Below are 23,392 nucleotides of genomic sequence, written 5' to 3'. Positions count from 1 at the left end.
CGAGCGGGGAGCCAGTACCGAGGATCTTGTTACACACGCCGAGTTCGAGCTGCACGGGTGTGTCCAGCCAACGGCTCTGTCCCGTAATCGGTGGTGACGAAGTGTAACGGCGGTCGTTGGCATGGTGTGCGCGATGTCAACGAGCTTGTGAGCGTGGTGTTTTCGGGACTGTCGGCCCTTGTCATCGAGGGGGTGGCGGACGAGGGCGAGGTCATCCTGGTGTCGGCGGCGGACGCGGGACGATCCGGTGCCGTGTCCGGTGTGCGGGCGGCCGACGGGGCGGGTGCACGGCTTCCATGGTCGAGTGGTCGCGGATGTCCCGGTGGACGGGCGGCGGGTCGTCGCGTCGGTGCGGGTCCGGCGCCTGGTCTGCCCGGCGCTCGACTGCCCGAGACAGACGTTCCGCGAGCAGGTTCCCGGCGTGGTGGAGCCTACCAGCGCCGCACCCGTCGCCTGGCCGACCAGCTCGGCGCGGTGGTCAAGGAGTAGCGGGCCGGGCGGGCGCCCGCCTCTCCCGCGCACTGACGTGCGCGATCTCCCGTTCGAGCGCCCTGCGCCTGCTCATGCGCCAGGCGCTGCCGCCACCGCGGGTGCCGCGCGTGATCGGCATCGACGACTTCGCTCTCAAGCGCCGGCACCGCTATGCGACCGTGATCATCGATGCCGAGACCGGCGAGCGGATCGACGTCCTGCCCGGCCGCACAGCCCCGGCCTTGGCGGCGTGGCTGCGCGAGCATCCCGGGGTCGAGTACGTCTGCCGGGACGGTTCTGGATGCTACGGCGAGGCCATCCGCCAGGCCCTGCCCGAAGCGGTGCAGGTCAGCGACAGGTGGCACCTCTGGTCCAATCTGTGCGACAGGGTCCTGGCCGAGGTTCGCTCCCACGCCGCCCGCTGGGCCACCGCCGTGAACCCCGTCCGGCCCGGGGCGTGCGCGAGCAGACTACCCGCGAGCGCTGGAAGCGAGTGCACGACCTGCTCGACCAGGGCGTCGGCCTGCTCGAATGCGCCCGCCGCCTCGACGTCGCACTGAACACCGTCAAGCGGTACTCCCGCATGAAGGGCCCACCGGCGACCGCCGCGCACCCCGCTACAAGCCCACGCTTCCGGTGCAGGAGGAGCGGTTCGGCGTCCACCTCGGCCAGGGCGAGTCCGGCCAGGGCGCCGAAGAAAACGGTGTAGTCCGGGATGAAGGGCAGGCCGCCGTCCGGGTTGCGGGCGGTCACTCAGGCCTCGATGCCGTCGTGGATCAGCCGGTTGCCGGGATCGAACTCGTGGACGGCCAGCAGCGCGAACAGGTGGGCGCCGACGTTGGCCTCCCAGACGCCCCGCCGGCCCGCCCGCAGCCGCTCGACCAGGAACCGGCGGTCCCGGTCGGGGACCAGCTGCGGGCGCCCGCGGCCGTGCGCGTTGAGGATCTTCGCCGCGCACAGGCCGACCTCCACCCAGGTCGCGTGGCCGTGGTGGTCGAGGCCGGTGAGATCGATCTCGGGATGGGGCATGGCGCCGAGCACCGCGAGGTAGGTGCCCAGCATCAGGCGCTTGCGGTCGGAACTGAAGTGGTCGAATCCGCCCAGCAGTTCGGACGGATCGGCCGCTTCTCCCACGGCGCCGAGGCTGATGTCGGCCAGGCACCGTTCGATCGGGTTGAGCGACGGTCGCGTCGGCGCTGGGCCAGGAAGCGGGACAGCCGCTCCTGTACGCCGGGCATGAGGCGTTCGCGGCGCAGCAGCGCCAGCAGCATGGTGGACTCCGTGACCCGGCTGTCGCACCTCTCGCGGTACGCCCCGGCGTCGTCGAAGCATCCGGCGACCCGGGCGGCGAGCCTGGCGACCCGCTCGGGAGTCGACCGCTCAGCCAAGTCCGGTGCGGGGAACCAGGCTTGCGTGCCGATACCGCCGGCGAGGCGGTGGCCGGCGGTGGCTGCGCTCTGCCACGGGTCCGCAGCACCGGAGAGCACCTGCCGGGCGCGGGCCAGCTCGGGGGACGCGGACAGCTCGGCGAGGTGGTCGGTCAGCCGGGAGGACCAGACGAGACGGACGGCGCCGGGGTCGTCGGGCGCCAGCGCCGCCCGGCGCTCGACCAGGTCGGCGAGCTGAGCGGGGAGGGTGCCGGCGAGGTTGTGCAGCTCGGCCCGGATCCGGTGCCGCCAATCCGGCGAGGCAAGCGTCGTGCTGCGTGACCACAGGTCGGCCAGCCCGCGTTCCAGTGGATTGATCGGCCGCAGCTCCGGTTCCACCACGCCGTGCGGCACGAAGCCGAGCAGGCGGGCGAGGAAGGCTGCGGCACCGTCGGCGTCCCGGCTCGCCGCGTACCGGGTGGCGAAGAAGTCGTCGGCGAACCGCGACCAGACGTACCAGGCCATCGCCAGGTCGAACTCGGGTATGACACCCGGGGTTCGCCGACCGGAGCGGGCGGCGGTCGCGGACGCGGCCAACGACGACCGGACAGGCGAGAGGTCGAGCCCGGCCAGGTCCTTCTCGTCCCAGAGCCCGAAGACCGGGTCGAGCATGCCGGTCTCGCGCGCCCAGGCCAGGGCGCGGTCGGCCGCGCCGTCCAGGCGGGACTCCGTATCCGTGGAGGCCGATCCCACACCGGTGGCGCTCGGCCCCGGCTGCGCCGGCTGCGGCAGGCGCTGGCGCGGCGAATCGGCTCGCGTCGCGGGCACGCGGCAGAAGGCCCGGACGGCCGACGTGCCGATCCCCTTCGGTGCGAACGACGGCGAGCCTCCCGACGACATGCCGGTCGGCGCGCCAGCGACGGCGTTCCGGCCCGAGCGCTCGTGCCAGTACATCGTCCCGGCCGCCGCAGTCCCGCAGGCCCTGCACGTAGCGGAGCACGATCGCACGATCGGCCGGGCCGAGTCCCGACTCGGCGAACAGCGGCGGGAGTTCGGTGCTCACAAGCTCCTCGAACCGCCGCATCCGGGAGGCGAGCAGGTCCCGGACGATCCCGACCGCCTCCTGGGTGCCGCAGCCCAGGAAGCGCTCGACCACCAGGACCACGTTGTTGACCTCGTCCTCCTGCTCGACCTCGCGCCGGTAGGACGTCAGGTCGTTGTGCAGGCGCACGACATCCCCGTAGGTGTCGGCCAGCCCGCACAGCTGCGGGGTCACCGAGATGGATGCCGGTACGACGGCGCCCAGTCCCAGCTCGACCAGCTCCGCGGCCCAAAGCCCGCCACGGCCCTGACGGCGCAGGTCGAGGTAGCTGATCGGATCGGGTACCTCGGCGGCGCCGTAGGTGGTCAGTTCGCGTGCGTGCTCGTCGAGGACCGCCTGGGTGCTCACGCGGAACCGCCGACGCCAGTCCCCCGGCATCCGGGACGCGGTGCGCGACCACAGATCGGCCAGCGCTCGCTCCGCCGTACCGTCCGGCGCACCGGCCGCCCCGCCGGGCCCCTCACGCAGAAGATCCCCGAGCCGGGCCAGGCACGCCCGACCACCAACGACGACCCCGCGCCGCATGTACGTCTCCAGGAACGCGTCATCCAGGAAGAACAGCCAGACGTACCAGTCCGTGATCAGCGCGAGCTCGGCCGCAGGGACGTCCGGGTACGCGTAGGAGGTCAGCAACGCGTAGTCCGCCGCCGTGAAGGCCGCCTCCTCCCAGACCCCGCCGGGCTCAAGCATGCCCATCGCCGCGGCCCAGGCCCGTGACTGCTCCCGCACAGTGTCCAGGTGCGGGCTCAGACGAACCGGACCGGGCAGCTGCGGAAGGACCGACAATGACGACGACATGGACCCCATCACGGGTAACCGACCTTCCTCTTCAGCGATCCGGCCGACCCGAGCCACCCTCCAGGGTGCGGACAACCGTCGACCGGCTTGGCGGAGCGACCGACCCCGGCAGCAGATCGAGCCCGCAGAGCCGCCGGACGGCCGATCGCCTCTACCGGACGCGCCCGTGCCGCACTCCGCAGACGATCATCGCCGTTATCAGATCCGACCTGGGACCGCGTTCACCCGATCGGCTGCAACCGGCGTCGATCCTTTCCGTTCGTGGGATTGATGTTGTACATGCCACACGCAGCGGGCCGACGCCCTACCCGGCGGTCGGGCAACGAAATCGGCATTCGGAACGCTGTGGGCACGGCAACGATCTACCGCCTGTCCTTCCGCGCCGCCGTACAGGAGGAGGACCTACATGAAGAAGACCGCCACCTGGAAAGGCGGGCGCCCGCTTGGAGCACGCGAAGACCCCCGGCCCGGTGCGTCCAGGACGCTCGGAAGCAGGGCGGCAGGGAGGCGACCACCGCGTCAAGGGGCGGACCAGAGCCGCTCCGAGTAGCATTTTGTGGCAAAAGTGATCACCGGGGCAGGGAAAGCGCACCAGAGTCAATTGGTGCTACTGCCTCATCTCACAGCACCCGGCCGGCGATGGGGCTCGCGTTATGAAGAGCACGCTCAATCGACTGATAGAACGCACCTACTTCCACGGGTTGGTGTTCAATCAGTCCTGGGAGGACCCGGTTCTCGATCGTGAGGCGCTTCGAATATCGGCGGACCAGGACACCGTTCTGTCCATCACGTCGGGCGGCTGCAACTGCTTGAACCTCCTTTGCCTACGGCCCCGCCGGCTCATCTGCGTCGACCCCAACCCCGCTCAGACGTACCTGCTCGACCTCAAACTGGCAGGCATCCGGCACCTTGACCATGGCGATTTCTACACCCTCCTCACGTCGCGCGGCAGCACAGCGTCGATAGACCTATACCGGCGAGCATTGCGCGTGAAGTTGCCCGCCGGCGCACGACACTACTGGGACAGCAACACGCGGTTGCTGGAACGCGGGATACTCGCCCAGGGCAAGCTGGGGTTCTTCTTGAAGTGGCTTCGCCGCTATGTGCGATGGGAACTCGGCGAGCGACGGATCCGTCGATTCTTCGAAGTCGGCGACATCGATGACCAGCGAGATTTCTACTACCGCGAGATCCACCAGCGGTTGTTGCGCGGTTCGGTACTCAAAATCCTGGGCTCCCGATGGGTACTTGCCTGCGCCGGCATGCACCCCTCGCAGTATGACCTGATCCAAGGCCGCCACGGCATAGGGCGATACATACGCGATCGCGTGGAATATGTGCTGACCAGAGTCCCGATCCGTGACAACTACTTCATCGCCCAGGCGTTTCTGGGCGCCTACCTGGACGCGGAGAACGTTCCCCCCTACCTCCTCGAACGCAACTTCGACACCCTGAAGCAAACGGCCGACCGAGTGGTCAACCGAACGGCCTGGCTCACCGAGTACCTCGATTCACTGCCCGAGTCCTCAGTCGACAAGTTCAACCTCCTGGACATATTCGACTGGATGAGCCGGGAGTCCCTCCATACGACGGTGCGCAGCGTGCTCAGGGCCGGTTCACCAGGAGGTCGCTTCATCTACCGTTCCGCCGTACGCTCGCTTCCCGTCCCCCCAGAGCTCCGGAGTGCGGTGGTCAGCGAGGACGATCTCGCCCATCGACTCTTCGCACAGGACCGGTCCCTTACGTACAGCAGCTTCTACGTCTACCGGATTGACCAGGAGCGGGTCGCGGACCAATTGCGCCGGACGTAGCCTTGGGCCAGCCACACCTTCCCAGGTGTCAGATGTTGTCCCCGGCTTCTCATGACCGGGTTGCTGGACAGACTTTCACCCGAAGGAGTGAAGCCATGCCCGAGCTGCTCAGTATTTCAGGCACCGGCCATGCGGTCGGCTCGAGGATCGTCTCGAACACCGGCTTGGCGGCTTCGATGGGCCTGCCCACGGATTGGTTCACCAAGCGGACAGGGATTGATGAACGGCGGGCGTGCGGGGAAGGAGAGGACGTACTCACGCTGGCGGTGTCCGCCGTCGGGTCGGCTCTCCAGGCGAGTGGGCTGAACCCTGACGAACTGGGCCCCGAGACCGTTCTCCTTCACATCCAGAACGGCCTGACGGCCTTCACCCCGCCGTCCGGGATCATCCTGGCGGATGCGCTGGGACTCAGGGGTCTACGGGTGCTCTCCGTCGACGGAGTCTGCGCTGAACCTGTGGCCATGTTCGAGATGGCCGTGCTCATGCTGTCGAGCAATCGATGCAGTCGGGCCATCATCTCGTCGAGTGTGGATTTCCTGCCGATCATCAGCTCGGAGGACAGAGGCACCGTCGGGCTCTTCGGCGCTGGTGCGGGCGCGGCTGTGGTCGAGCGGCACACCACGTCACAGGGCGTGTCGGCGAAGGTCATGAGCATCCAGTGGGTGACTCACCCCGACCATGCGGACCTGGGACGCATCCCGGTACTGGGCTACCACGTCGGCCCCGAAGGGGTCAGCGTGCAGGCGGGTTTCTACGACATGAACGGCTCCGGCCTGGTTCGCACGGGGTTACGCGTCATCCCTCCCCTGGTTTCCCGGGTACTCGAAGAAGCCGGATGGCGCCGCGACGACGTCCACCTGGTCATCTCCCATCAGCCGAACGTTCGCATGCTGCACGTTCTCATCGAAGCGCTGGGCTTCCGGCCGGAGATCTTTCCGATGCCTGCCAGCCGCCTGGGGAACATGGGCCCGGCCAGCCTGTTGGTGAACCTCTCGCTGGCCAGAGAGGCCGGCATGCTCCGCCCGGGGCAAAGGCTGTTGCTCCTCGCCTTCGGCATCGGGTTCTCCTGCGGTGCGGCTGCGATCGAGCTCCTGCCCGATGAGGCGGGGTGCCGTGACTGACTCGAGCACATGGGTGCGACCTCCCGTCTCGGACTCGCTTCGCACTCGGATGACCGAGGACCAGGAAGCGATCGCGGCGGCCATGCGTCCCGTCGCGCTTCCCGATGGCAGAACACTGCGCGTACTCGACTGCGGAGAGGGGGACGCCGTTGTACTCCTGCCCATGGTCGCCGAACTGAACTTCGTCTACGCTCCTCAAATCGCCGAGTTCCAGCGCGACCACCGCGTCGTGCTCTATGAACCGCTGCTCAGCACGAGCACACGAGTCGGCATCAAGGACAGGGCCCACGAGGTCCGCTGCCTGCTCTCCGCTCTCGGTATCAGCCGTGCGCACTTCGTCGTGTGGGGCGACACCGGCGCGGCAGCCTATTACCTGGCCAAGCATCACCCCGAGTTGTGCCGCTCGATGGTCTTCATCGGGCTGGCCGATCGCTACCGGTTCCCGCAGCCTTACGGCTTCTGGCTGAAGATGCTGGAACACCTCCCGATCGAGCGAGTGGTGTCATCGCGTGTGTTCGCGACACTCCTTGGGCGCTTCGTCGGGGGGACGCAGATCAAGCCGGAGTGGATCGTTCAGAAGGCGCTGGTCGTCCTTCGCCTGACGGCGCTGTTCAAACACAGCATCCTTCCCAACCTGACCGAGCATCGCCCGACGCCGGGCGAGGTTCACGTGCCGAGCCTGGTCATCTCCGGCGACAACGACCACATCGTCTCGGTCGCCCAGGCACGACGCATGGCCGCGCTGCTTCCCAACGCGGGCGCAGCGGTTATCAAGCCAGGTGGTGAGCACTTCATCACCTATGTAGACGATGCCTTCGTCAACGAAGCCGTTCGTCGCTTCGTCTCAACCGTGGAATAGCCGATGAGACCATGGCGAACGTAAGGAGACCCGCGGTTCCGGTCCCGCAAGCCGCCGACCGCACCGCACCCGTCGACGGGCTCCACCCGCTCACGGTTCTCGGCATCGGCGTACTCGTCACCGCCGTTGCCCTGCCGGAATCATGGCAGGGCTGGCCCTACGCGCCCTTTCCCGTCTTTCACGCGTGCCTCGCGGTCGTGATCCCGCTGTGGTTTCGGGCTGGTCCCACCGGTCGGCCTTGGCCGGAGATTCGGACGCACTTTCCGAAGCAGGGCCGGCCATTGATTGCCGCCATCGCGTTCATCGCAGGTTTCATCCTGCTCTACAGCCTCGCCTTGACCGCCCTCGGCAAGACAAGGGATCCCGCATGGAACCTGCTCGCCACCTACGGCGACTTCGCCGATCTGTACGCCGCGCGTTATGGAGGCTGGTTCGCACTGATCACCTCGTACGTCTTCCTGGGACTGTGGCCCATGTTCGGCGAGGAGCTCTTCTACCGGGGATTCCTTCAGCGTTCGCTGCTGGGGCACACCTCGCTCCCGATCGCTTCGGTCGTCACGTCCACCCTGTTCGGCCTCCGCCACTCGGCCCAACTGGTCTACCTCTTGCCTGCGTACCCATACGTGGCCGGCGCAGCGTATTTTGTATGGGCCTTCGGCATCAGCATGATCTGGTGCTGGGTGTATGCACGGACAGGCTCTCTTTGGCTCTGCATGGCGACACACGGGGTGAACATCGTCCTCGCCCCCATCGTCGTGGCCCTCGTGATTCGGTAGGTTCCGCACGTGCCACGTCCTGGATCACCGCTGCGCGCATTCACCCTGCGCGGCGCACGCGCAATCCATCGGGCCGGAGCCTGGGGATTCGACCGTTCCGGTCCCCTTGCGCCACTCCTTGCGGAACTCGGCGCACCACTGCATCGGTGGCTGTTTCCCCACTCGCTTCTGACGGATCCGGGGATCCCCGTCGACGTCGACGGCCTTCGGCTGTACCACGATGGGCGCCCCTCGTATCACCTGCAGATGCTGGCGATGGGCATGCACGATCGCGACGTCGCGGCGCTCATCCGGCACGTCGTCAGGCCGGACATGTCGGTCGTGGACGTGGGTGCGCACCTCGGCTACTTCACGCTGCTGTGCGCGCGCCTCGGCGGAGCGGCGAGCACGGTTTGGGCATTCGAGCCGTCGTCGGCACTGCTCCCCATCCTGCGGAGAAACGTGGCGGAGAACAACGTCGGCGGCGAGATCCACGTGGTGCCGAGTGCCGTGGGAGATTCGGTCGGTGCGGTGACGCTGTTCGCGGGCACGCCCGACAGCATGCTGTCCAGCGTCCACCGGACCGCGGCGGCCGGCGATGGTCCGGGGCCGAGCGAGACCGTTCCGTGCACCACCTTGGACGCGTGGGCCGAACAGAGCCGGTGGCCCAGAGTGGATCTGGTCAAGATCGACATTGAGGGGCACGAGGTCGCGGCGTTGGCCGGCATGCGGGAGCTGAGCCGTCGAAATCCCGGCCTGGTCCTGATCATCGAGCTCAACGAGCGGACGCTGGCCGCTGCGGGTGAGTCGATCGACTCGTTCTGGGCGGCACTGACCGGATGCGGATTCGAAGACGTCTCCCTGGCGGGGCCCTTTCCTCGGCCGGTGACGTTCCCCCGGGACCGGGACGTCATCCGGCGGGAGATCCGTCGCCAGGGAAACGGGCGAGTCAATCTGATGTGCGTGCGGAGGCCGGGATAGCCGGCCGGTGACCGGCTCGTCGGATCTCCGATCCGCTCCGCGCGCTCGCGACCAGGAAAGCCGCCGCCAGGGACAAGAGCAGGAAACACGATTCGGGGTATCCGTGCACGATGGACAGCAGCCCGGCCGTGAGGAAGACGACACCCAGGCCCAGTTCACACCATGCGATCCGCGAGGCGGTTCCGACCCACTTCGCCTCGCTCTTCCGGATGACGCCTGATGACCCTTCCTTGGGGGTTCGCACGAACTCCGGCTCGTCTCGCTTGACGGTGTCCCGGAAGCCGGCCAGGACGGAGACCGATACGCCGATGGCGAGCGGCAGCGACAGCGGGAGACGCAGACACCGCCGCGCCCAGTCGTCGTACAGCATTCTCTGCGAGAGCACGCATTCCTGCAGCGGCGGGAACAGTACGACGAACGCGCTGAGACCGATTTGGGTGATCGCCCAGTACGGAGTGCGCGGGAGCCCAAGGACGACATAGGCGCTGGAGAGCAATCCGGTCAGGACGAGCACCGGTGTGGCCAGAACCAGGTGGAGGGAGGAAAGCTCGAGAAACCGCCGTCTCTTGCCCTGCGGCGGCCGGAGCGCCTTCTTCCCGTAGTCGAGGAAGAGCCGGAATGCCGCGCGCGCCCAGCGGCGTTGCTGATTCTTGTAGCTGATGTAGGTGTCGGGAAGGTCGCTGCTGGCCAATGCCTCGTTGACGAAGATGACCGACCACCCCGCGAGCTGGGCGCGAAAGCTGAGGTCGATGCCGTCGTCGGTGAACGGCGCCTCGCGCCACCCGTCGAGGTCTTCGATCGTGCGCTTCCGCCAGACCCCGCTGGTCCCCAGATACATGGTGGACTCCCCCCTGGCCTGGCGCAGCCCGCTCGAGAAGCAGAACAGGCTGTCGAGGACCGCCGCTTGGAGTAGCGTCAGGGGCGACGAAAGACCGTTGCGGTGCCGCCACCGCGTATGGACCGCACCGACCCGGGCATCCTCGAACAGGGGCACGGTTCTGATGAGGAAGTCACGATCCGGTGTGAAGTCCGCGTCGAAAATCGCCACGAGGTCGCAATCGACCATCCGCATACCGTGGTTGAGCGCCCCTGACTTGTACCCGTCGCGGCTTTCCCGGTGGACGTATTCGATCGCGACGGAGCCTCCGCGATGTGCGTCCACGATGGCCTTCGCCAGCGCGGCCTCTTCCCCCTCGGAGTCGTCCAGAACTTGAACCGCGAGTCGGCCATCCGCATAGTCGAGGTTCGTGACCGCCGTGAGCAGTCGGTGAAGAACCTTGTGTTCTCGATAAACGGGGAGTTGCACCACGACCGTCGGCCAGTAGCAACTGGTCGGCCGGGTGAGTTCGTTGGCCTGCCTTCCGACGCCCTTCGCCCGGGAATAGCAATGAATGACCAATATTCGCAGTTGGGCTATGGCGAAGAACGCCAGCATGGCTGAAAGGGCTATCACCAGCATGCCGCTCAGCCTAGCCCGAATCCTGCAAGCGGGCTCGCCGGCTTACTGACGCGGCTGGTTCATTCGGGTGATGAGCCGACGAGTTCCAGACCGAGACAGGCGGGCGAAGGCGGGTTCCCACTGATCATGGTGACGCAACTGTTCGCCACCGTTCGCCCTGAGTCTTTGTTCCTGAGCAGTCGAGGAGGCCGTCGCGTGAGGCGTGACTTTACTTTCGGTCGGCACCCCGCGGAAGCCGGAACCGAAGCCGTCTTCATCACCGGTACCTCCAGCGGGATCGGCCGGGCAATCGCTCTCGACCTCGCCGCGCGAAGTGTGACCGTATTCGCCGGTGTGCGTAAAGCCGGGGACGCGCCGAAGGGCGACGGTCTACCAGGTGCGGTGCACGAGATCCTCTTGGACGTCACCAGTGGCAGCCAGATCACGGAGGCGGCCGACTCGATCCGCCGGCTCCTGGGTCGCCAGCGCCTCCGCGGAGTAGTGAACAACGCCGGCGTCGCGACTGGCGGCCCTCTGGAATACGTGACCATCGATGAGATGCGATACCAGTTCGAGGTCAACGTCTTCGGTCAGCTGGCCGTCACGCAGGCGGTTCTCGACTTGATCCGCGAACACGGGGACGGGCGCGTACTCTTCACGAGCTCAATCGGAGGGCGCATCGCCGCACCCTGCTTCGGGCCCTACGCCGCGTCGAAGCACGCACTGAACGGCATGGCGGAGTCGATGCGACGCGAACTGCGGCCATGGAACATCCGCGTGTCCGTCCTCGTGCCCGGCGCGGTGGCGACACCGATCTGGCGCAAGGCAGACCATTCCGTGCAGGGCTTGACGAACCAACTGCCGACGAGAGCCGTGGAGTTGTACGGCAGGACGCTGGAGAACATGCAGCGGTATGTGGCCTCCGCCGCAGCGGGACGGAGCATCTCACCGTCGGTAGTCGCCCGTGCCGCCCGTCATGCGCTCTATGCGCGCCACCCCAAGGCGGCCTATCTCCTGGGCGCGGAGGCACGCGCGGGAGTGGCCTTGTCCGCCGTTCTGCCCACGCGTGTCTTCGACGCGCTGCTCGCCAGGCAGCTGAGCAGGTCCCCGTCGAGATAGACCTTCACCGCCGTGGGCCGGCCCATCTCAACGAACCGCCGGCAGGATCTCCCAGTCGGGCGTGTAGCCGCAGTGCCAGTACAACACGGAACCTTCGCCGCGCCCCTGAGCAAGACAGGACTCCATGATCGACCAGGTCTTGCCGCCGAACACCGGGTCGAGTCTCAGTCCGGTCTCGTCCCTCACGGATGCGCACAGCTCGACCAAGTCAGTCGGGTATCGGCCGAATTCACGATAGATCCTGGTCGTCCTCAGGTCGATGCGTCCCCTGGGCACCCGGTCGGGCACCGACAGGTAGTGCTCGGTCCACCGGACGAGACCGTGGATCCACCAGCGTGCCGGGCCCGGGTAGACCTGCACGCCGACGACGTGGATCGGACGATGTCCTTGCCGGCGCAGGAGGTTCTCCGCCAGCACGAAACCCGCGAACGCCGTTCCTGACGCGGCCGTGATGAACACCGTCTGCAGCGGCGGCGCCCCCATGGCCTCGACCTGACCCGCCATTTCGAGGAAACCGCGCGCAGCAGCGATCACCGCTGCGGGATGCGCAAGGCTCGGCGGGGCGAGGAACGGCCGCCGTCCCGCCCTGCGGCTCCGGTAGTAGGCACCGGCCAGCGCACCGGCTGCCTCGATGTGGCTCGGACCGATCAGACGCACACTGTTTCCGAGACTGCCGAAAATCCGCCGTCGTTCACCGAGAGGAAGAGGTGGAACGTCAGCGACGACAATTTCCCAGGCGATGTCGAACCGTCGCAGAACCGGGAGGATGTCGTGTACGAGGTTGGTCACGTTTCCCACCGGGGTGACGAGGCTGCCGTACCCCTTCTCCAGCATGTGCCCGACCAGATGCTCGATCTTGCGTGTCTTGACGCCTCCGCGACCGTGACCGGAGAGGTCGTCACGCTTGACCAGGACATCCACCCCGTTCGACCGGGAGATCGTCGAGATCGGCGTCGGCCACTGCCCCAGCGGGACGAACGGGGCCTCCAGAATGCGCTGGATTCCGTTGTGGTCGTGCATTCCTGTTCCCTCCTGTTCCCTCAACCTGCTGCCACGGCCGGTCCGGGCACGGGATGGAGAATCACGATGGGAAGCTCCCGGGCTGTGCGCTGCCGGTAATCCTCGTATCCGGGGAAGGCCTTGACGAACCGGAGCCACAGTTCCGCACGTTTCCGCTGGTCAGCCTGCTCGGCCCGGACATGGAACGTGCGACCTGCGATCTCGACCGTCGCGAGGGGATTTTCCCCGAGATTCAGCCACCAGCCCGGGGGCTGGTCCAGGCCCCCATGAGAAGCGATGACCGCGAGGTCTTCGCCGTCCTCGACAGCGAGGAGGGGAACCGTCCGCGGCTTACCGGTCCTACGGCCCGTCGTCGTGATGATCACGATTTTGCCGTGCTTCAGGCCCAGTCGGCCCAGCAGTCCACGCGTTCGCAGATAGACGCCGAGATGCAGCGCGCTCATGACGACGATGAATCTGCGAAGGGCAGGACTGGACTTCTGCCCGATCCGTCGCATGACCGCGCGCAGAAGGGCCACCCCGAGTCGGTGCATAGGGACTCCCGTTGGCAGTCGATCTCTTGTCGCAGGCTACGTCCGACTGCCTACTTCCGCATGATGGCGGATCGATGCCTGCACAGCAGTCGTGAGACGGCGATGGGGCGTTCGACGCCCCAGCGGTGTCGGTCCAGGCGGGTGGAATTCTCGACGCCTCGACGAGCAATGCGAGGGGTTCCGCGTGCCGGTCACGCGGGCTGTGGGGCCGGCCGCCTGGTGCGGTAGGCATCGGAGGTGCCCACGGGACCAGACAAGGCAGCAGCCAGTCCCAGAGGGCGCCGACGCGGCGGGCGCGTTCCTCGACGGGGCAGCCGTCGGCGACCCCCGCGTCGGTGAAGACCAAGACCTTGTGGTTCTCCTCCGCCCGGTGCGCCACGTCCGCACAGACCTTGGCCGACCTGAACGCCCGGTCCACCTTGGTCCACACCAACGCGTCCCACAACGCCCTGCCACTCGGTCAGCCACGGCCCGGAGGTCGGGACGCTTCCGCGGAGTGATCTGGGCAGAGACGTCCAGGTCCTCGAAAGACCTGACGATCTCCCACTCCTTCGACAGCGCGTGCCGCGTCGCTGTCTCTGCCTGGAGCAGGTGCGAGTCCTTGCCCTCGTTGCCGTGCGTGTCAGAGACACGCGAACCCACCACTGCCCGAACCGGCGCCAACGCTGTCATGCTGCTCACAGGGGGTCCCCTACCGCCCAGGCCAGCAAGCACCCTCGAACACTTCACACTCGAACGGGTGGACCCTTTTCGAAAAGGCGTCCATCCGCTGGCGCATCGACCTGATCGTCACGACTCCGGGCCTCGCGGGCAAGTGCATCCAGGCCTACGTCGAACGCGCCGCCACCCACGCGGAGCGCTGGAGCGATCACGCACCCGTCACCGCCGAGTTCGACTTCGGCGATAACTGACCTACAGGCAGTCACAGTTGAGCATAGCCCGGAGACGCACCTTCGGGGCTGCCCGAGGACGGCGCTCGACTCGCCGGACCGGCTCACGGCGGGCTGACTCATGTTCTCTCCTGACGAAGGCAGTTGGGACATCGCCCAAGCAACGCCCAACCACCGCACGCCGCAACGCCGGCCTCCCGAAGATCACCCGCGCCGGTCACACTCAACACCGTTGCGTTCGACGGCGGGTGAGGGGTACAACCACGCACGTCGGCCTGAGCCCGGATCCACCGACCCGATTCCCACGTGATCGCTTCGCTGGCCATGCCGGGCAGCCGGCTGGAGGGCGCGGGTGTCTGCTGACCTGCCCGGCCCTTCCACATGGGCGCCGGTCGAGGCCCCGCCATCGTCAACGGCGACCCCGAACTGCTCGCCCAAGCGGTCCGCAACCTCGTGGAGAACGCGCTGCGGCACGGCGGCGGCACCCCGGTCGACGTGAGCGTCACCAGCACCGGCACCGGCACCGGCACCGGCCTCGCTCGAACGCCGCGATCTGGCACTCGCTGAGTGGCACCGGGCGGCGCGGGTGCGGGTGGAGCGAGCTGTAGAGCGGTCCGGTCGCGGTGGGGAACGTGCGAAGGGGGCGGGGCCAAGCTCAGGAAGGGCCGTGGCGGCGCCTTCCGCTTCGCCTCACGGCACCGGCAGTTCCCGTTGGGTGCGCAGGGGGCCGGTGAGGAGGAGCAGGGCGCAGAGCGCGTTGCCCGTGTACAGGAGCCACAGGGCGCCCCGGTCGCCGAGGACGGTGCCCAGGGTTCCCCCGAGGAGGCTGCCGATCGGAATCGTCCCGTACATCACGAAGCGGATGCTGGAGCTGACCCTGCCGAGCATGTCCGGGGGGCAGTAGGCCTGGCGGAAGCTCACGATGACCACGTTTCCGGCGACGACCCCGGTCATCAGGCAGAAGTCTCCGACCAGGAAGGCCAGCAGGCCCGCGCCGTCCGTGGTGAGCGGGATCAGCAGTCCGAACGGGCCGCTGCAGAAGGCGCAGAGGATGACCGCCCGGGCGGTGCCGAATCGGCGGGCCAGACGGGGCGAGATCACTGCGCCCAGGACGCCGCCGAGGCCGGTCAGGGCGATCAGGACGCCGATGACACCGCCGCCGGCGCCGACCGTTCGGCTGAGGAAGACGATCGCCAGGCACTGGGCACCAGCCAGGAACAGGTTCATCGCCGCGTCGCACGCCAGGATCGTCCGCAGGAACGGGTCCCGGGCGAGGAACACGATGCCCTCCCGGATCTCGGCGGCCAGGGACCGGTCGGCTCCCGCCCGCTCCTCGCGGCCGGGCGGGCTCTCGCGAGCGCGGATCCGGGTGAGGAGCACGGCCGAGATCAGGAAGCTCAGGCCGTCGGCGAGGAAACCCAGGGCCGCGTTCGCCGTCTGGGCCAGCACGCCGCCCGCCCCCGGGGCCGCGACCTCGGCGGCGGACTCGCTGGTCTGGAGCTTGGCGTTGCCGTCCGCCAGTTCCTCCTGCGGCAGGAGGGCGGGGATGTACGCGCTGTAGGCCGCGCGGAAGAACACGTCGGCGGTGCCGGACAGGAGGGCCACGAGAAGGAGTTGACCGGTCGTGAGGAGGCCCAGCCAGTCCGCCGCCGTCAGGGAGAACATCAGCACCGCCGACACCGTGTTGCACACGATCATCACCGGTCGGCGTCTCATCCGGTCGGTCCAGGCTCCTACGGGCAGGCCGAGCAGGAGCCACGGCACCCAGGCCGCGGCGCCCAGCAGGCCCATGGTGAAGGAGCCGGCGTCCAGTGTTTTCACCGCGATCAACGGCAGGAGCACACGGGTGGTCGCGCTGCCGAACTGGCTGACGGACTCGCCGGCCCACAGGAGGCGGAAGTCGCGCCGGCGCAGGGCGCGGGGTGTCGTACTCGTCGTCGTGCTCATCGGCGGACCACGCCTTCGCACAGGAGCGCGGCGATCTGCGAGGCCGGTTTCGCGGCCATCATCTCGCCGTGCGTGCACGGTGCCTCGTGGTGGTCGACGCGGCCCGAGGTGTAGGGCTGCCAGGTCCCGGGCCCCGGTGCGTCGGCCTCGTGCGCGGCACCGACGAGCGTGAGGTCGCCCCGGAAGACGCCCGGACGGTGGGCCGCTGCCAGCGTGTCGTGATGGACGTACGCCTCCCCCAGCGCGGCGATGGTCCCCTCGTCGAAGGCCGCCAGCGGGCCGTCCGCCATCCGGGCCGCGCGGACGAGGTCGGTGAGGGTCATCGGGGCGAACCCCGTTGCGCAGGACGGCTCCTGTGCCGGGTAGCCGAGCGAGTCCAGCAGGTCGCGCAGGGGGTCCGCCGCGGCCGTCCCCGTCTGTGGCTGCGTCTCGGTGACCGGGTAGCCGTCCAGGAGCACGAGCTGCGCCACGTCCTCGCCGTCCGCCTGGAGCCGCACCGCCACCGCGTGGGCGACCAGCGCGCCGAACGACCAGCCCAGGAGGTGGTAGGGGCCGCTCGGCTGGACCGTGCGGATCAGGGTGGCGTAGTCGTCGGCCATCTCCGCGACGCTCGCGGGCCGCGCCCCCGGCTCGCCGAGACCACGGGCCTGCAGCGCGTGGACGGGCCGGTCCGGGTCGAGGTGGTCGAGGAGGGCTCGGTACACCCAGCCGGTGCCGGCGCCCGGGTGGACACAGAACAGGGCGGGCTCGCCGTCGGCGCCGGACCGCAGGGTGACCAGGGGGGCGAGCGCGTCGTCCGTACCGCCGGGCTCCGTGGTGCCACGCTCCGGTACGCGGGCGGCGAGGCCCGCGACGGTGGGGGCCGCGAAGAGGTCCTGGACACCCAGGTCCTCGCCGAGGGCCTTCCGGACACGGGACATCAGCCGGGCGGCCAGCAGGGAATGGCCGCCGAGGTCGAAGAAGCCGTCGTCGGCGCCGACGGAGTCGTGGGGCAGGCCCAGCGCTTCGGCGAACAGGCCCGCGAGGACCTCCTCCCGCCGGGTCAGGGGTGCCCGTCGCGCCGGTCCCGCCGTGTGGGCCGGATCCGGTGCGGGCAGCGCCGTCCGGTCGAGCTTGTCGTTGGGCGTGCGCGGGAACGCGTCGAGCACGACGACCGCGGACGGGACCATGTGGGCCGGCAGGGCCTCGGCCACGTGGGCGCGCAGCGCGGAGGGCTCCACCGCGGCACCGTCCTGGCCCGGGACCACGTACCCGACCAGCCGCTTGCCGCCGCCCGGACCGTCGGACCGTAGGGTCACGGCGGCCTGGGCGATGCCGGGGGCGGCTGCGAGCACCGCCTCGACCTCACCGAGTTCGACGCGGAAGCCGCGGATCTTCACCTGGTCGTCGGTGCGGCCGAGGTACTCCAGCCGCCCTTCGCGGTCCCAGCGCACCAGGTCGCCCGTGCGGTACATCCGGGCGCCCTCCTCGAACGGGCACGCCACGAACCGCTGGGCCGTCAGCCCCGGCCTGCGGTGGTAGCCCCGCGCCAGTCCGGCGCCCGCGAGGTACAGCTCGCCCCGCACGCCCGGCGCCACCGGGCGAAGCGCCGCGTCGAGGACGTACGCGCGGGTGTTGGCGACGGGGCCGCCCACCAGGGGGTGTTCGCTGCGGGCGGTGTCCCACCACAGGGCGTCGACCGTGCACTCGGTGGGGCCGTAGAGGTTGTGGCAGAGCATTCCCGGCGTGGCGCGCAGGCGGCTCCAGAGCTGTTCGTCGGCTGCTTCGCCGCCGATGAGCAACATGCGTGGCGGGGCGTCGAGCAGGCCTTCCGCCACCAGTTGGGCGGCGTGGGTGGGGGTCACGTCGACGACGTCGAGAGCTGCGTCGCCGATGTGCCGGACGAAGGCTGCGGCGTCACGTCGGACGTCGTCGCCGATGAGGTGCAGTTCGTGCCCGGCGACCATCCACATCAGGGCGTCCCAAGCGGCGTCGAACGACAGGGCGGCGGTGAGTGCCACGCGCAACTTCCTCGTGTCGTCGGCTCGTTCGGCGGCTGGGATGGTGTGGGCGCGATGGAAGGCGTGGAGGTTGCGCAGGGCCGCGTGGTCGACGACGACGCCCTTGGGGCGGCCGGTGGAGCCGGAGGTGTACACCAGGTACGCGGCGTCGGCGGGGCGGGGCGCGCGGGCGGGGCTCTCGCAGGGCTCGGCCGCGGTCGCGTTCTGGTCGTCGATGAGGAGGAGTGGGATGTGCGGGGCCGCGTCCAGCGGGAGCCGGTGGGCGGTTTCGCGGTCGGTGACGAGGAGCGCCGGGGCGCAGTCCGTCAGGATGTGGGCGATCCGCTCGGCGGGGTGGTCCGTGTCGACGAACACGAACGCCGCGCCCGCCTTGAGGACGGCCAGCAGGGCGCACACGGCTGCGGGCGAACGGGTCAGGGCGAGCGCGACCACCTGCTCGGGGCGCGCGCCGGCCCGTGCGAGGCGGTGGGCCAGGCGGTTCGACCGGGCATCGAGGTCGGCGAAGGTGATCTCCGTGGCGCCGTGCACGAGGGCGGTGGCCCGCGGGGTGCGGGCGCACTGGGCCTCGAACAGTTCGGGGAGGGTCGCGGGCGGCACCGGCAGCGCGGTGTCGTTCCACTGCGTCAGCAGGCGCTGCAGGTCGGCCCGCGTCAGGGGGTCGGCCGCGCCGACGGGCCGGTCGGGTTGCGCCGCGAGCAGGTGCAGCACCCGTTCCAGGGCGGCGGCGATGTCCTGGGCCGTGGTGTGGTCGAACAGTTCGGCCGCGTACTCCAGGAAGCCGCCGATCCCTGCGGCGGTACCGTCGGCGGCGCGGCGTTCCTGGACGTCGACGGTCAGGTCGAACTGCGCGACGTCGAAGCGGAAGGGTTCACTGCGGACGTCGAGTCCGGCGAGTTCGAGCGCGGCGTCGTCGGCACCGCCCTGCACCTGGAGCAGGATCTGGAAGAGGGGGTGGCGGGCGAGGGAGCGTTCGGGGTTGAGCGCCTCGACGACCCGCTCGAAGGGGACGTCCTGGTTCTCGTACGCGGTGAGGTCGGCTTCGCGTACGCGGTGGAGGAGTTCGCCGAACGTGGGGTCGCCGGAGACGTCGGTGCGCAGGACCAAGGTGTTGACGAAGAAGCCGACCAGGTCGTCCAGTGCCTCGTCCGGGCGGCCAGCGACCGGAGTGCCGATCGGGATGTCGGTGCCCGCACCGAGGCGGGACAGGAGGACGGCCAGGCCCGCCTGGAGCACCATGAAGAGGGTGCAGCCGTGTTCCCGGGCCAGGCCCAGCAGGCGGGCGTGGAGGTCGGCGTCCAGTTCCACCGGCACCGAGCCGCCCGCGAAGGTCGCCGTCGCCGGACGGGGCCGGTCGTAGGGCAGGGCGAGTTCCGCCGGTGATGCGGTCAGCTCCTCGCGCCAGAAGGCGAGCTGGCGTGAGATCAGGCTTTCCTGGTCGTCCTCCTCGCCCAGGACCTGCCGCTGCCACAGGGTGTAGTCCGCGTACTGCACCGGAAGCGGCGACCAGTCGGGGCCGTGTCCCTCGATCCGGGCCCGGTAGGCGTCGGCCACGTCGCGGAAGAGGGGCTCCCAGGACCAGCCGTCGAGTGCGATGTGGTGGACCACCAGCACCAGCACCCACTCGTCCGCGCCGACAGCCAGGAGCGCCGCGCGCACGGGCGGGCGCCCGGCCAGGTCGAAGGGACGGGCCACCAGGGCGTCGAGGGCCTCGACGGTGCCCTCGGGGCCGCACGGCACGACGTCGAGGGGCACCGCGACGTCGGCCGGCAGCACCTGCTGGTAGGGCTCGCCGTCCTGTTCCGGGAACACCGTCCGCAGTCCTTCGTGGCGGGCGATGACATCGGCGAGGGCCCGGGACAGCGCGTCGGTGTCCAGCCGGCCGCGCAGCCGCAGGGCGAACGGGCAGTGGTAGCCGGTGCCCTGGCCCGCGCGGCTCAGGAACCACAGCCGGCGCTGGGCGGGCGACAGGGGCAGGGTGTCCGGGCGGTCCGGGGCCGGGGTCAGGGCCGGGCGGGCGCGGCCCGGGCCGTCGAGGTCGCCGAGACGGGCGGCGAGCCCGGCCACGGTGGGGTGCTGGAAGAGGTCCCGGATGCCGAGGTCGCCGCCGAGGGTCGCACGGATGCGGGAGAGCAGGCGGGTGGCCAACAGGGAGTGTCCGCCGAGGTCGAAGAAGCCGTCGTCGGCGCCGATGGCGGACAGGCCGAGCACCTGCGCGAAGAGTTCCGCCAGGATCTCCTCGCGGGGGCCGCGCGGCCCCCGCGAGGAGGTCTGCGCGGTGAAGTCCGGTGCGGGCAGCGCGGCGCGGTCCAGCTTCCCGTTGCGGTTCATCGGGAGCGCCTCCAGGGCCACGATGGCCGAGGGGACCAGGTGGTCGGGCAGGCCGGCGGCGAGCCGCTTGCGCAGGGCGCCAGCCTCCACGGTGCAGCCCGCGGCCGCGGTCACGTACGCCACCAGGCGCTTTCCGCCGGGGCCTGTGTCCCGGGCGATCACCGCGGCCTGGGCCACCTCGGGGCAGCCGCGCAGCGCGGCCTCCACCTCGCCGGGTTCGATCCGGAAGCCCCGGATCTTGACCTGGTCGTCCGCGCGTCCCAGGTATTCGACGCGGCCCTCGCGGTCCCAGCGGACCAGGTCACCCGTACGGTACATGCGGCCGCCGGCCTCGAAGGGGCAGGCGACGAAGCGTTGCGCGGTGAGCGAGGGGCGGTTGAGGTAACCGCGGGCCAGGCTCGGGCCGGCCAGGTACAGCTCGCCGGGTACGCCGGGGGCGACCGGGCGCAGCCGGTCGTCGAGCACGTAGGCGCGGGTGTTGGCGATCGGGCGTCCCACCAGCGGCTGCTCGCTGTGGGCCGCGTCCCACCACAGGGTGTCGACGCTGCACTCGGTGGGGCCGTAGAGGTTGTGGCACAGCATCCCGTCGGCCTCGCGGACCCGGGTCCACAGGGCTGCGCCCGCCGCTTCACCGCCCAGCAGCAGCACCTGGGGTCGGTGCGCGGGGTCGTCCAGCAGTCCCTCCTCGACCAGTTGCTCGGCGTAGGTCGGGGTGACGTCGAGGGCGTCGATGCCTGAGCGGGCGATGTGCCGGACCAGGGCGGCGGCGTCGCGGCGGGTGTCGTCGTCGATCAGGTGGAGTTCGTGGCCCGCGACCATCCAGAGCAGGCCCTCCCAGGAGGTGTCGAAGGAGAGCGCGGCGGTGAGTGCCATGCGCATCCTTCGGCCGTTGCCGATCTCCTGTGCGCGGGAGATGACGCCGGCTCGGTGGAAGGCGTAAAGATTGCGCAGTCCGGCGTGGTCGATCACCACGCCCTTGGGTTCGCCGGTGGATCCGGAGGTGTGGATGACGTAGGCGGCGCTGTGGGGGTGGATCTCATGGCCGAGGGGTGTGTCCGGGAAGTGGCCGGGGGCGTCGGCGAGGACGTGGGTGGCGCCGGTGTCAGGGAGGGTCGCCGTGGTGGCGAGGTCCGTGACGACGGTGGTCGTGGTGCGCAGCAGGCGGGCGATGCGCTCGGGCGGGTAGTCGGTGTCGACCGGCACGAACGCGGCGCCGGCCTTGAGCACTGCGAGGAGTGCGATCACCGAGACGGCGGAGCGGGGCAGGGCCAGTGCGACGAGGTGCTCGGGGCCGACCCCGTGGTCGGCGAGGCGGTGGGCCAGGGTGTTGGCGCGTGCGTCGAGTTCGGCGAAGCTCAGGGCCGTGTCCTGGAAGACCAGGGCAGTTTCGTCGGGGGTGCGGGCGGCCTGCGCCTCGAACAGCTCCGGGAGGGTCTGCGGCGGGACGGGGACCGCGGTGTCGTTCCAGTGGATCAGAACCTGCTCGCGCTGTTCGGCGGAGAGGGGGTCGACGTGGGAGAGCGGCACGCCGGGGTCGGCGGCCAGGCGCTCCAGTACGCGGGCGATGCCGGCCGCCAGGTCCGTGGCCGTCTCGCGGTCGAAGAGGTCCGTCGCGTACTCCAGTGCTCCGGTGACCCCGGCCGGGGTGCCGTCGCTGCCCGTCTGCTCGTGGAAGTCCACCGTCAGGTCGAACTTGGCGATGTCCCAGCCGACCGGTTGCTCGGCGCAGCGCGTGCCGGGCAGGGTGAACGCCGGGCCTTGTCCGCTCTCCAGCGTCATCATCACCTGGAAGAGGGGGTGGCGGGCCAGGGAGCGCTCGGGGTTGAGCGCCTCGACGACCCGCTCGAAGGGGACGTCCTGGTTCTCGTAGGCGGCGAGGTCGGCCTCGCGTACGCGGTGGAGGAGTTCGGTGAAGGTGGGGTCGCCGGATATGTCGGTGCGCAGGACCAGGGTGTTGACGAAGAAGCCGACCAGGTCGTCCAGTGCCTCGTCCGATCGGCCCGCGACGACCGTGCCGACGGGGATGTCGGTGCCCGCACCGAGGCGGGACAGGAGGACGGCAAGGCCGGCCTGGAGCACCATGAACAGCGTGCAACCGTGTTCCCGTGCCAGGTCGAGCAGCCGTGCGTGCAGTTCGGCGTGCAGCGTGACGGGGAAGGAGCCGCCCGCGAAGCTCGCCACGGCCGGCCGGGGCCGGTCGTGGGGCAGGGCGAGTTCCGCGGGGGATCCTGCCAGTTCCTTCTTCCAGAAGTCGAGTTGGCGGGTGATCAGGCTGTCGGGGTCGTCGTCCTCCCCCAGGACCTGCCGCTGCCAGAGCGTGTAGTCGGTGTACTGCACCGGCAGCGACTCGAAGTCGGGCGCCCGGGCCTCGTGCCGGGCCGCATAGGCGGCGGCCAGGTCGCCGAGCAGGGGCGCCCACGACCAGCCGTCCGTCGCGATGTGGTGCACGACCAGCAGCAGCACCCACTGGTCGCCGCCCAGCTCGAACAGCTCTGCCCGGAGCGGGAGTTCAGTGGTGAGGTCGAAGACGTGCCCGGCCTCTTCGGCGAGGGCGGTCGCGAGGTCCGCCTCCGTTGTCCGGGTGACCCGGAGGTGCGGGAGGCGGTCCGACACCTGCTGCACAGGCTCTCCGTCGGCCTCGGGGAACACGGTTCGCAGCACGTGGTGGCGGGCGGCGAGGTCGCCGAGCGCCTCGCCGAGGGCGGCCACGTCGAGCGGGCCGTGCAGCCGGGTGGCCAGCGGGCAGTTGTAGGCCGAGCCGGTCTCGCCCATCTGGTTGAGGAACCACAGCCGCCGCTGGGCGAACGAAACGGGAAACACAGGACCTCCTGGGACGTGCGAGTGTGCGACGG

The 23,392-nt window shown here is 69.6% G+C and carries 14 protein-coding genes and 3 pseudogenes; 9 read left to right on the top strand and 8 right to left on the bottom strand.

Translation table 11 applies throughout. The features are described 5' to 3' along the window. Window positions 1-156: 156 nt before the first annotated feature. Window positions 157-1,104, top strand: a pseudogene (locus ACIG5E_RS15060) (ISL3 family transposase); the annotation flags it as partial. Window positions 1,105-1,224: 120 nt separating this feature from the next. Here the strand turns inward: ACIG5E_RS15060 and ACIG5E_RS15055 are convergent. From ACIG5E_RS15055 to ACIG5E_RS15045, 3 genes and pseudogenes are all read right to left on the bottom strand, one after another. Then, window positions 1,225-1,605: a hypothetical protein gene (locus ACIG5E_RS15055; protein WP_396533839.1), complete on the bottom strand. Its 381-nt coding sequence runs from the start codon at window positions 1,603-1,605 to the stop codon at window positions 1,225-1,227. Beyond that, window positions 1,533-2,591 carry a hypothetical protein gene (locus ACIG5E_RS15050; RefSeq protein ID WP_396533838.1) on the bottom strand — a complete coding sequence of 353 codons (1,059 nt, stop codon included), beginning with the start codon at window positions 2,589-2,591 and terminating at the stop codon, window positions 1,533-1,535. The genes ACIG5E_RS15055 and ACIG5E_RS15050 overlap by 73 nt, the downstream gene beginning before the upstream one ends. A 382-nt stretch (window positions 2,592-2,973) precedes the next feature. After that, a pseudogene (locus tag ACIG5E_RS15045) lies at window positions 2,974-3,465 on the bottom strand (germacradienol/geosmin synthase); the annotation flags it as partial. 926 nt (window positions 3,466-4,391) lie between these two features. Between ACIG5E_RS15045 and ACIG5E_RS15040 the strand changes: the two are divergent. The 5 genes from ACIG5E_RS15040 (at window position 4,392) to ACIG5E_RS15020 (ending at window position 9,265) form a co-directional block, all read left to right on the top strand. After that, a complete protein-coding gene (locus ACIG5E_RS15040; RefSeq protein ID WP_396533837.1) occupies window positions 4,392-5,549 on the top strand; it encodes a DUF3419 family protein in 1,158 nt (385 codons plus the stop codon). Between the two features lie 95 nt (window positions 5,550-5,644). After that, on the top strand, window positions 5,645-6,670 hold the full coding sequence (locus ACIG5E_RS15035) for a 3-oxoacyl-ACP synthase III family protein (RefSeq protein ID WP_396533836.1): 1,026 nt from the start codon (window positions 5,645-5,647) through the stop codon (window positions 6,668-6,670). 49 nt (window positions 6,671-6,719) lie between these two features. Beyond that, a complete protein-coding gene (locus ACIG5E_RS15030) occupies window positions 6,720-7,529 on the top strand; it encodes an alpha/beta fold hydrolase (RefSeq protein ID WP_396533835.1) in 810 nt (269 codons plus the stop codon). A gap of 11 nt (window positions 7,530-7,540) precedes the next feature. Then, window positions 7,541-8,305 (top strand): lysostaphin resistance A-like protein, encoded by a 765-nt coding sequence (locus ACIG5E_RS15025; protein ID WP_396533834.1) that lies wholly within the window; start codon window positions 7,541-7,543, stop codon window positions 8,303-8,305. A 246-nt stretch (window positions 8,306-8,551) separates the two neighbouring features. After that, window positions 8,552-9,265, top strand: coding sequence for an FkbM family methyltransferase (locus ACIG5E_RS15020; RefSeq protein WP_396533833.1), 714 nt, complete (start codon window positions 8,552-8,554; stop codon window positions 9,263-9,265). On the opposite strand, the gene ACIG5E_RS15015 is transcribed toward ACIG5E_RS15020, so the two are convergent. Next, a complete protein-coding gene (locus ACIG5E_RS15015; RefSeq protein ID WP_396533832.1) occupies window positions 9,234-10,724 on the bottom strand; it encodes a glycosyltransferase in 1,491 nt (496 codons plus the stop codon). The genes ACIG5E_RS15020 and ACIG5E_RS15015 overlap by 32 nt on opposite strands. A gap of 195 nt (window positions 10,725-10,919) precedes the next feature. Here ACIG5E_RS15015 and ACIG5E_RS15010 point away from each other — a divergent pair, with 195 nt between their 5' ends. Then, entirely contained in the window at window positions 10,920-11,822 is a 903-nt protein-coding gene (locus tag ACIG5E_RS15010) for an SDR family NAD(P)-dependent oxidoreductase (protein WP_396533831.1), read from the top strand. Between the two features lie 27 nt (window positions 11,823-11,849). On the opposite strand, the gene ACIG5E_RS15005 is transcribed toward ACIG5E_RS15010, so the two are convergent. Then, entirely contained in the window at window positions 11,850-12,842 is a 993-nt protein-coding gene (locus tag ACIG5E_RS15005; RefSeq protein WP_396533830.1) for a pyridoxal-phosphate dependent enzyme, read from the bottom strand. Between the two features lie 20 nt (window positions 12,843-12,862). Beyond that, the gene (locus ACIG5E_RS15000) at window positions 12,863-13,285 is read right to left on the bottom strand and encodes a nitroreductase/quinone reductase family protein (RefSeq protein WP_396533829.1); all 423 of its coding nucleotides are present in this window, start codon (window positions 13,283-13,285) and stop codon (window positions 12,863-12,865) included. Window positions 13,286-14,145: 860 nt separating this feature from the next. Here ACIG5E_RS15000 and ACIG5E_RS14995 point away from each other — a divergent pair. Both ACIG5E_RS14995 and ACIG5E_RS14990 read left to right on the top strand, forming a co-directional pair. Beyond that, window positions 14,146-14,286 (top strand): annotated as a pseudogene (locus ACIG5E_RS14995) (exodeoxyribonuclease III); the annotation flags it as partial. Window positions 14,287-14,646: 360 nt separating this feature from the next. Continuing rightward, on the top strand, window positions 14,647-14,832 hold the full coding sequence (locus ACIG5E_RS14990) for a hypothetical protein (RefSeq protein ID WP_396533828.1): 186 nt from the start codon (window positions 14,647-14,649) through the stop codon (window positions 14,830-14,832). Window positions 14,833-14,955: 123 nt separating this feature from the next. Here ACIG5E_RS14990 and ACIG5E_RS14985 read toward each other — a convergent pair whose 3' ends face one another. Together ACIG5E_RS14985 and ACIG5E_RS14980 are read right to left on the bottom strand one after the other, a co-directional pair. Beyond that, window positions 14,956-16,212, bottom strand: coding sequence for an MFS transporter (locus ACIG5E_RS14985; RefSeq protein ID WP_396533827.1), 1,257 nt, complete (start codon window positions 16,210-16,212; stop codon window positions 14,956-14,958). Further along, window positions 16,209-23,360: an amino acid adenylation domain-containing protein gene (locus ACIG5E_RS14980; protein WP_396533826.1), complete on the bottom strand. Its 7,152-nt coding sequence runs from the start codon at window positions 23,358-23,360 to the stop codon at window positions 16,209-16,211. Before ACIG5E_RS14980 ends, ACIG5E_RS14985 begins: the two co-directional genes overlap by 4 nt. Window positions 23,361-23,392: the final 32 nt, after the last annotated feature.

The sequence above is a fragment of the Kitasatospora sp. NPDC053057 genome (genome assembly GCF_044546945.1).
Taxonomy (GTDB): domain Bacteria; phylum Actinomycetota; class Actinomycetes; order Streptomycetales; family Streptomycetaceae; genus Kitasatospora.
Note: the sequence above shows the minus strand (reverse complement) of the source record. Positions and strands in the feature narration are given on the sequence as shown.

What these genes read in the sequence shown, in the direction of transcription:
- ACIG5E_RS15040 (WP_396533837.1), top strand. Translation starts at nt 4,392, where the DNA reads ATGAAGAGCACGCTCAATCGACTGATAGAACGCACCTACTTCCACGGG.
- ACIG5E_RS15035 (WP_396533836.1), top strand. Translation starts at nt 5,645, where the DNA reads ATGCCCGAGCTGCTCAGTATTTCAGGCACCGGCCATGCGGTCGGCTCG.
- ACIG5E_RS15030 (WP_396533835.1), top strand. Translation starts at nt 6,720, where the DNA reads ATGACCGAGGACCAGGAAGCGATCGCGGCGGCCATGCGTCCCGTCGCG.
- ACIG5E_RS15025 (WP_396533834.1), top strand. Translation starts at nt 7,541, where the DNA reads ATGGCGAACGTAAGGAGACCCGCGGTTCCGGTCCCGCAAGCCGCCGAC.
- ACIG5E_RS15020 (WP_396533833.1), top strand. Translation starts at nt 8,552, where the DNA reads ATGCTGGCGATGGGCATGCACGATCGCGACGTCGCGGCGCTCATCCGG.
- ACIG5E_RS15015 (WP_396533832.1), bottom strand. Translation starts at nt 10,724, where the DNA reads ATGCTGGTGATAGCCCTTTCAGCCATGCTGGCGTTCTTCGCCATAGCC.
- ACIG5E_RS15005 (WP_396533830.1), bottom strand. Translation starts at nt 12,842, where the DNA reads ATGCACGACCACAACGGAATCCAGCGCATTCTGGAGGCCCCGTTCGTC.
- ACIG5E_RS15000 (WP_396533829.1), bottom strand. Translation starts at nt 13,285, where the DNA reads ATGAGCGCGCTGCATCTCGGCGTCTATCTGCGAACGCGTGGACTGCTG.
- ACIG5E_RS14990 (WP_396533828.1), top strand. Translation starts at nt 14,647, where the DNA reads ATGGGCGCCGGTCGAGGCCCCGCCATCGTCAACGGCGACCCCGAACTG.
- ACIG5E_RS14985 (WP_396533827.1), bottom strand. Translation starts at nt 16,212, where the DNA reads ATGAGCACGACGACGAGTACGACACCCCGCGCCCTGCGCCGGCGCGAC.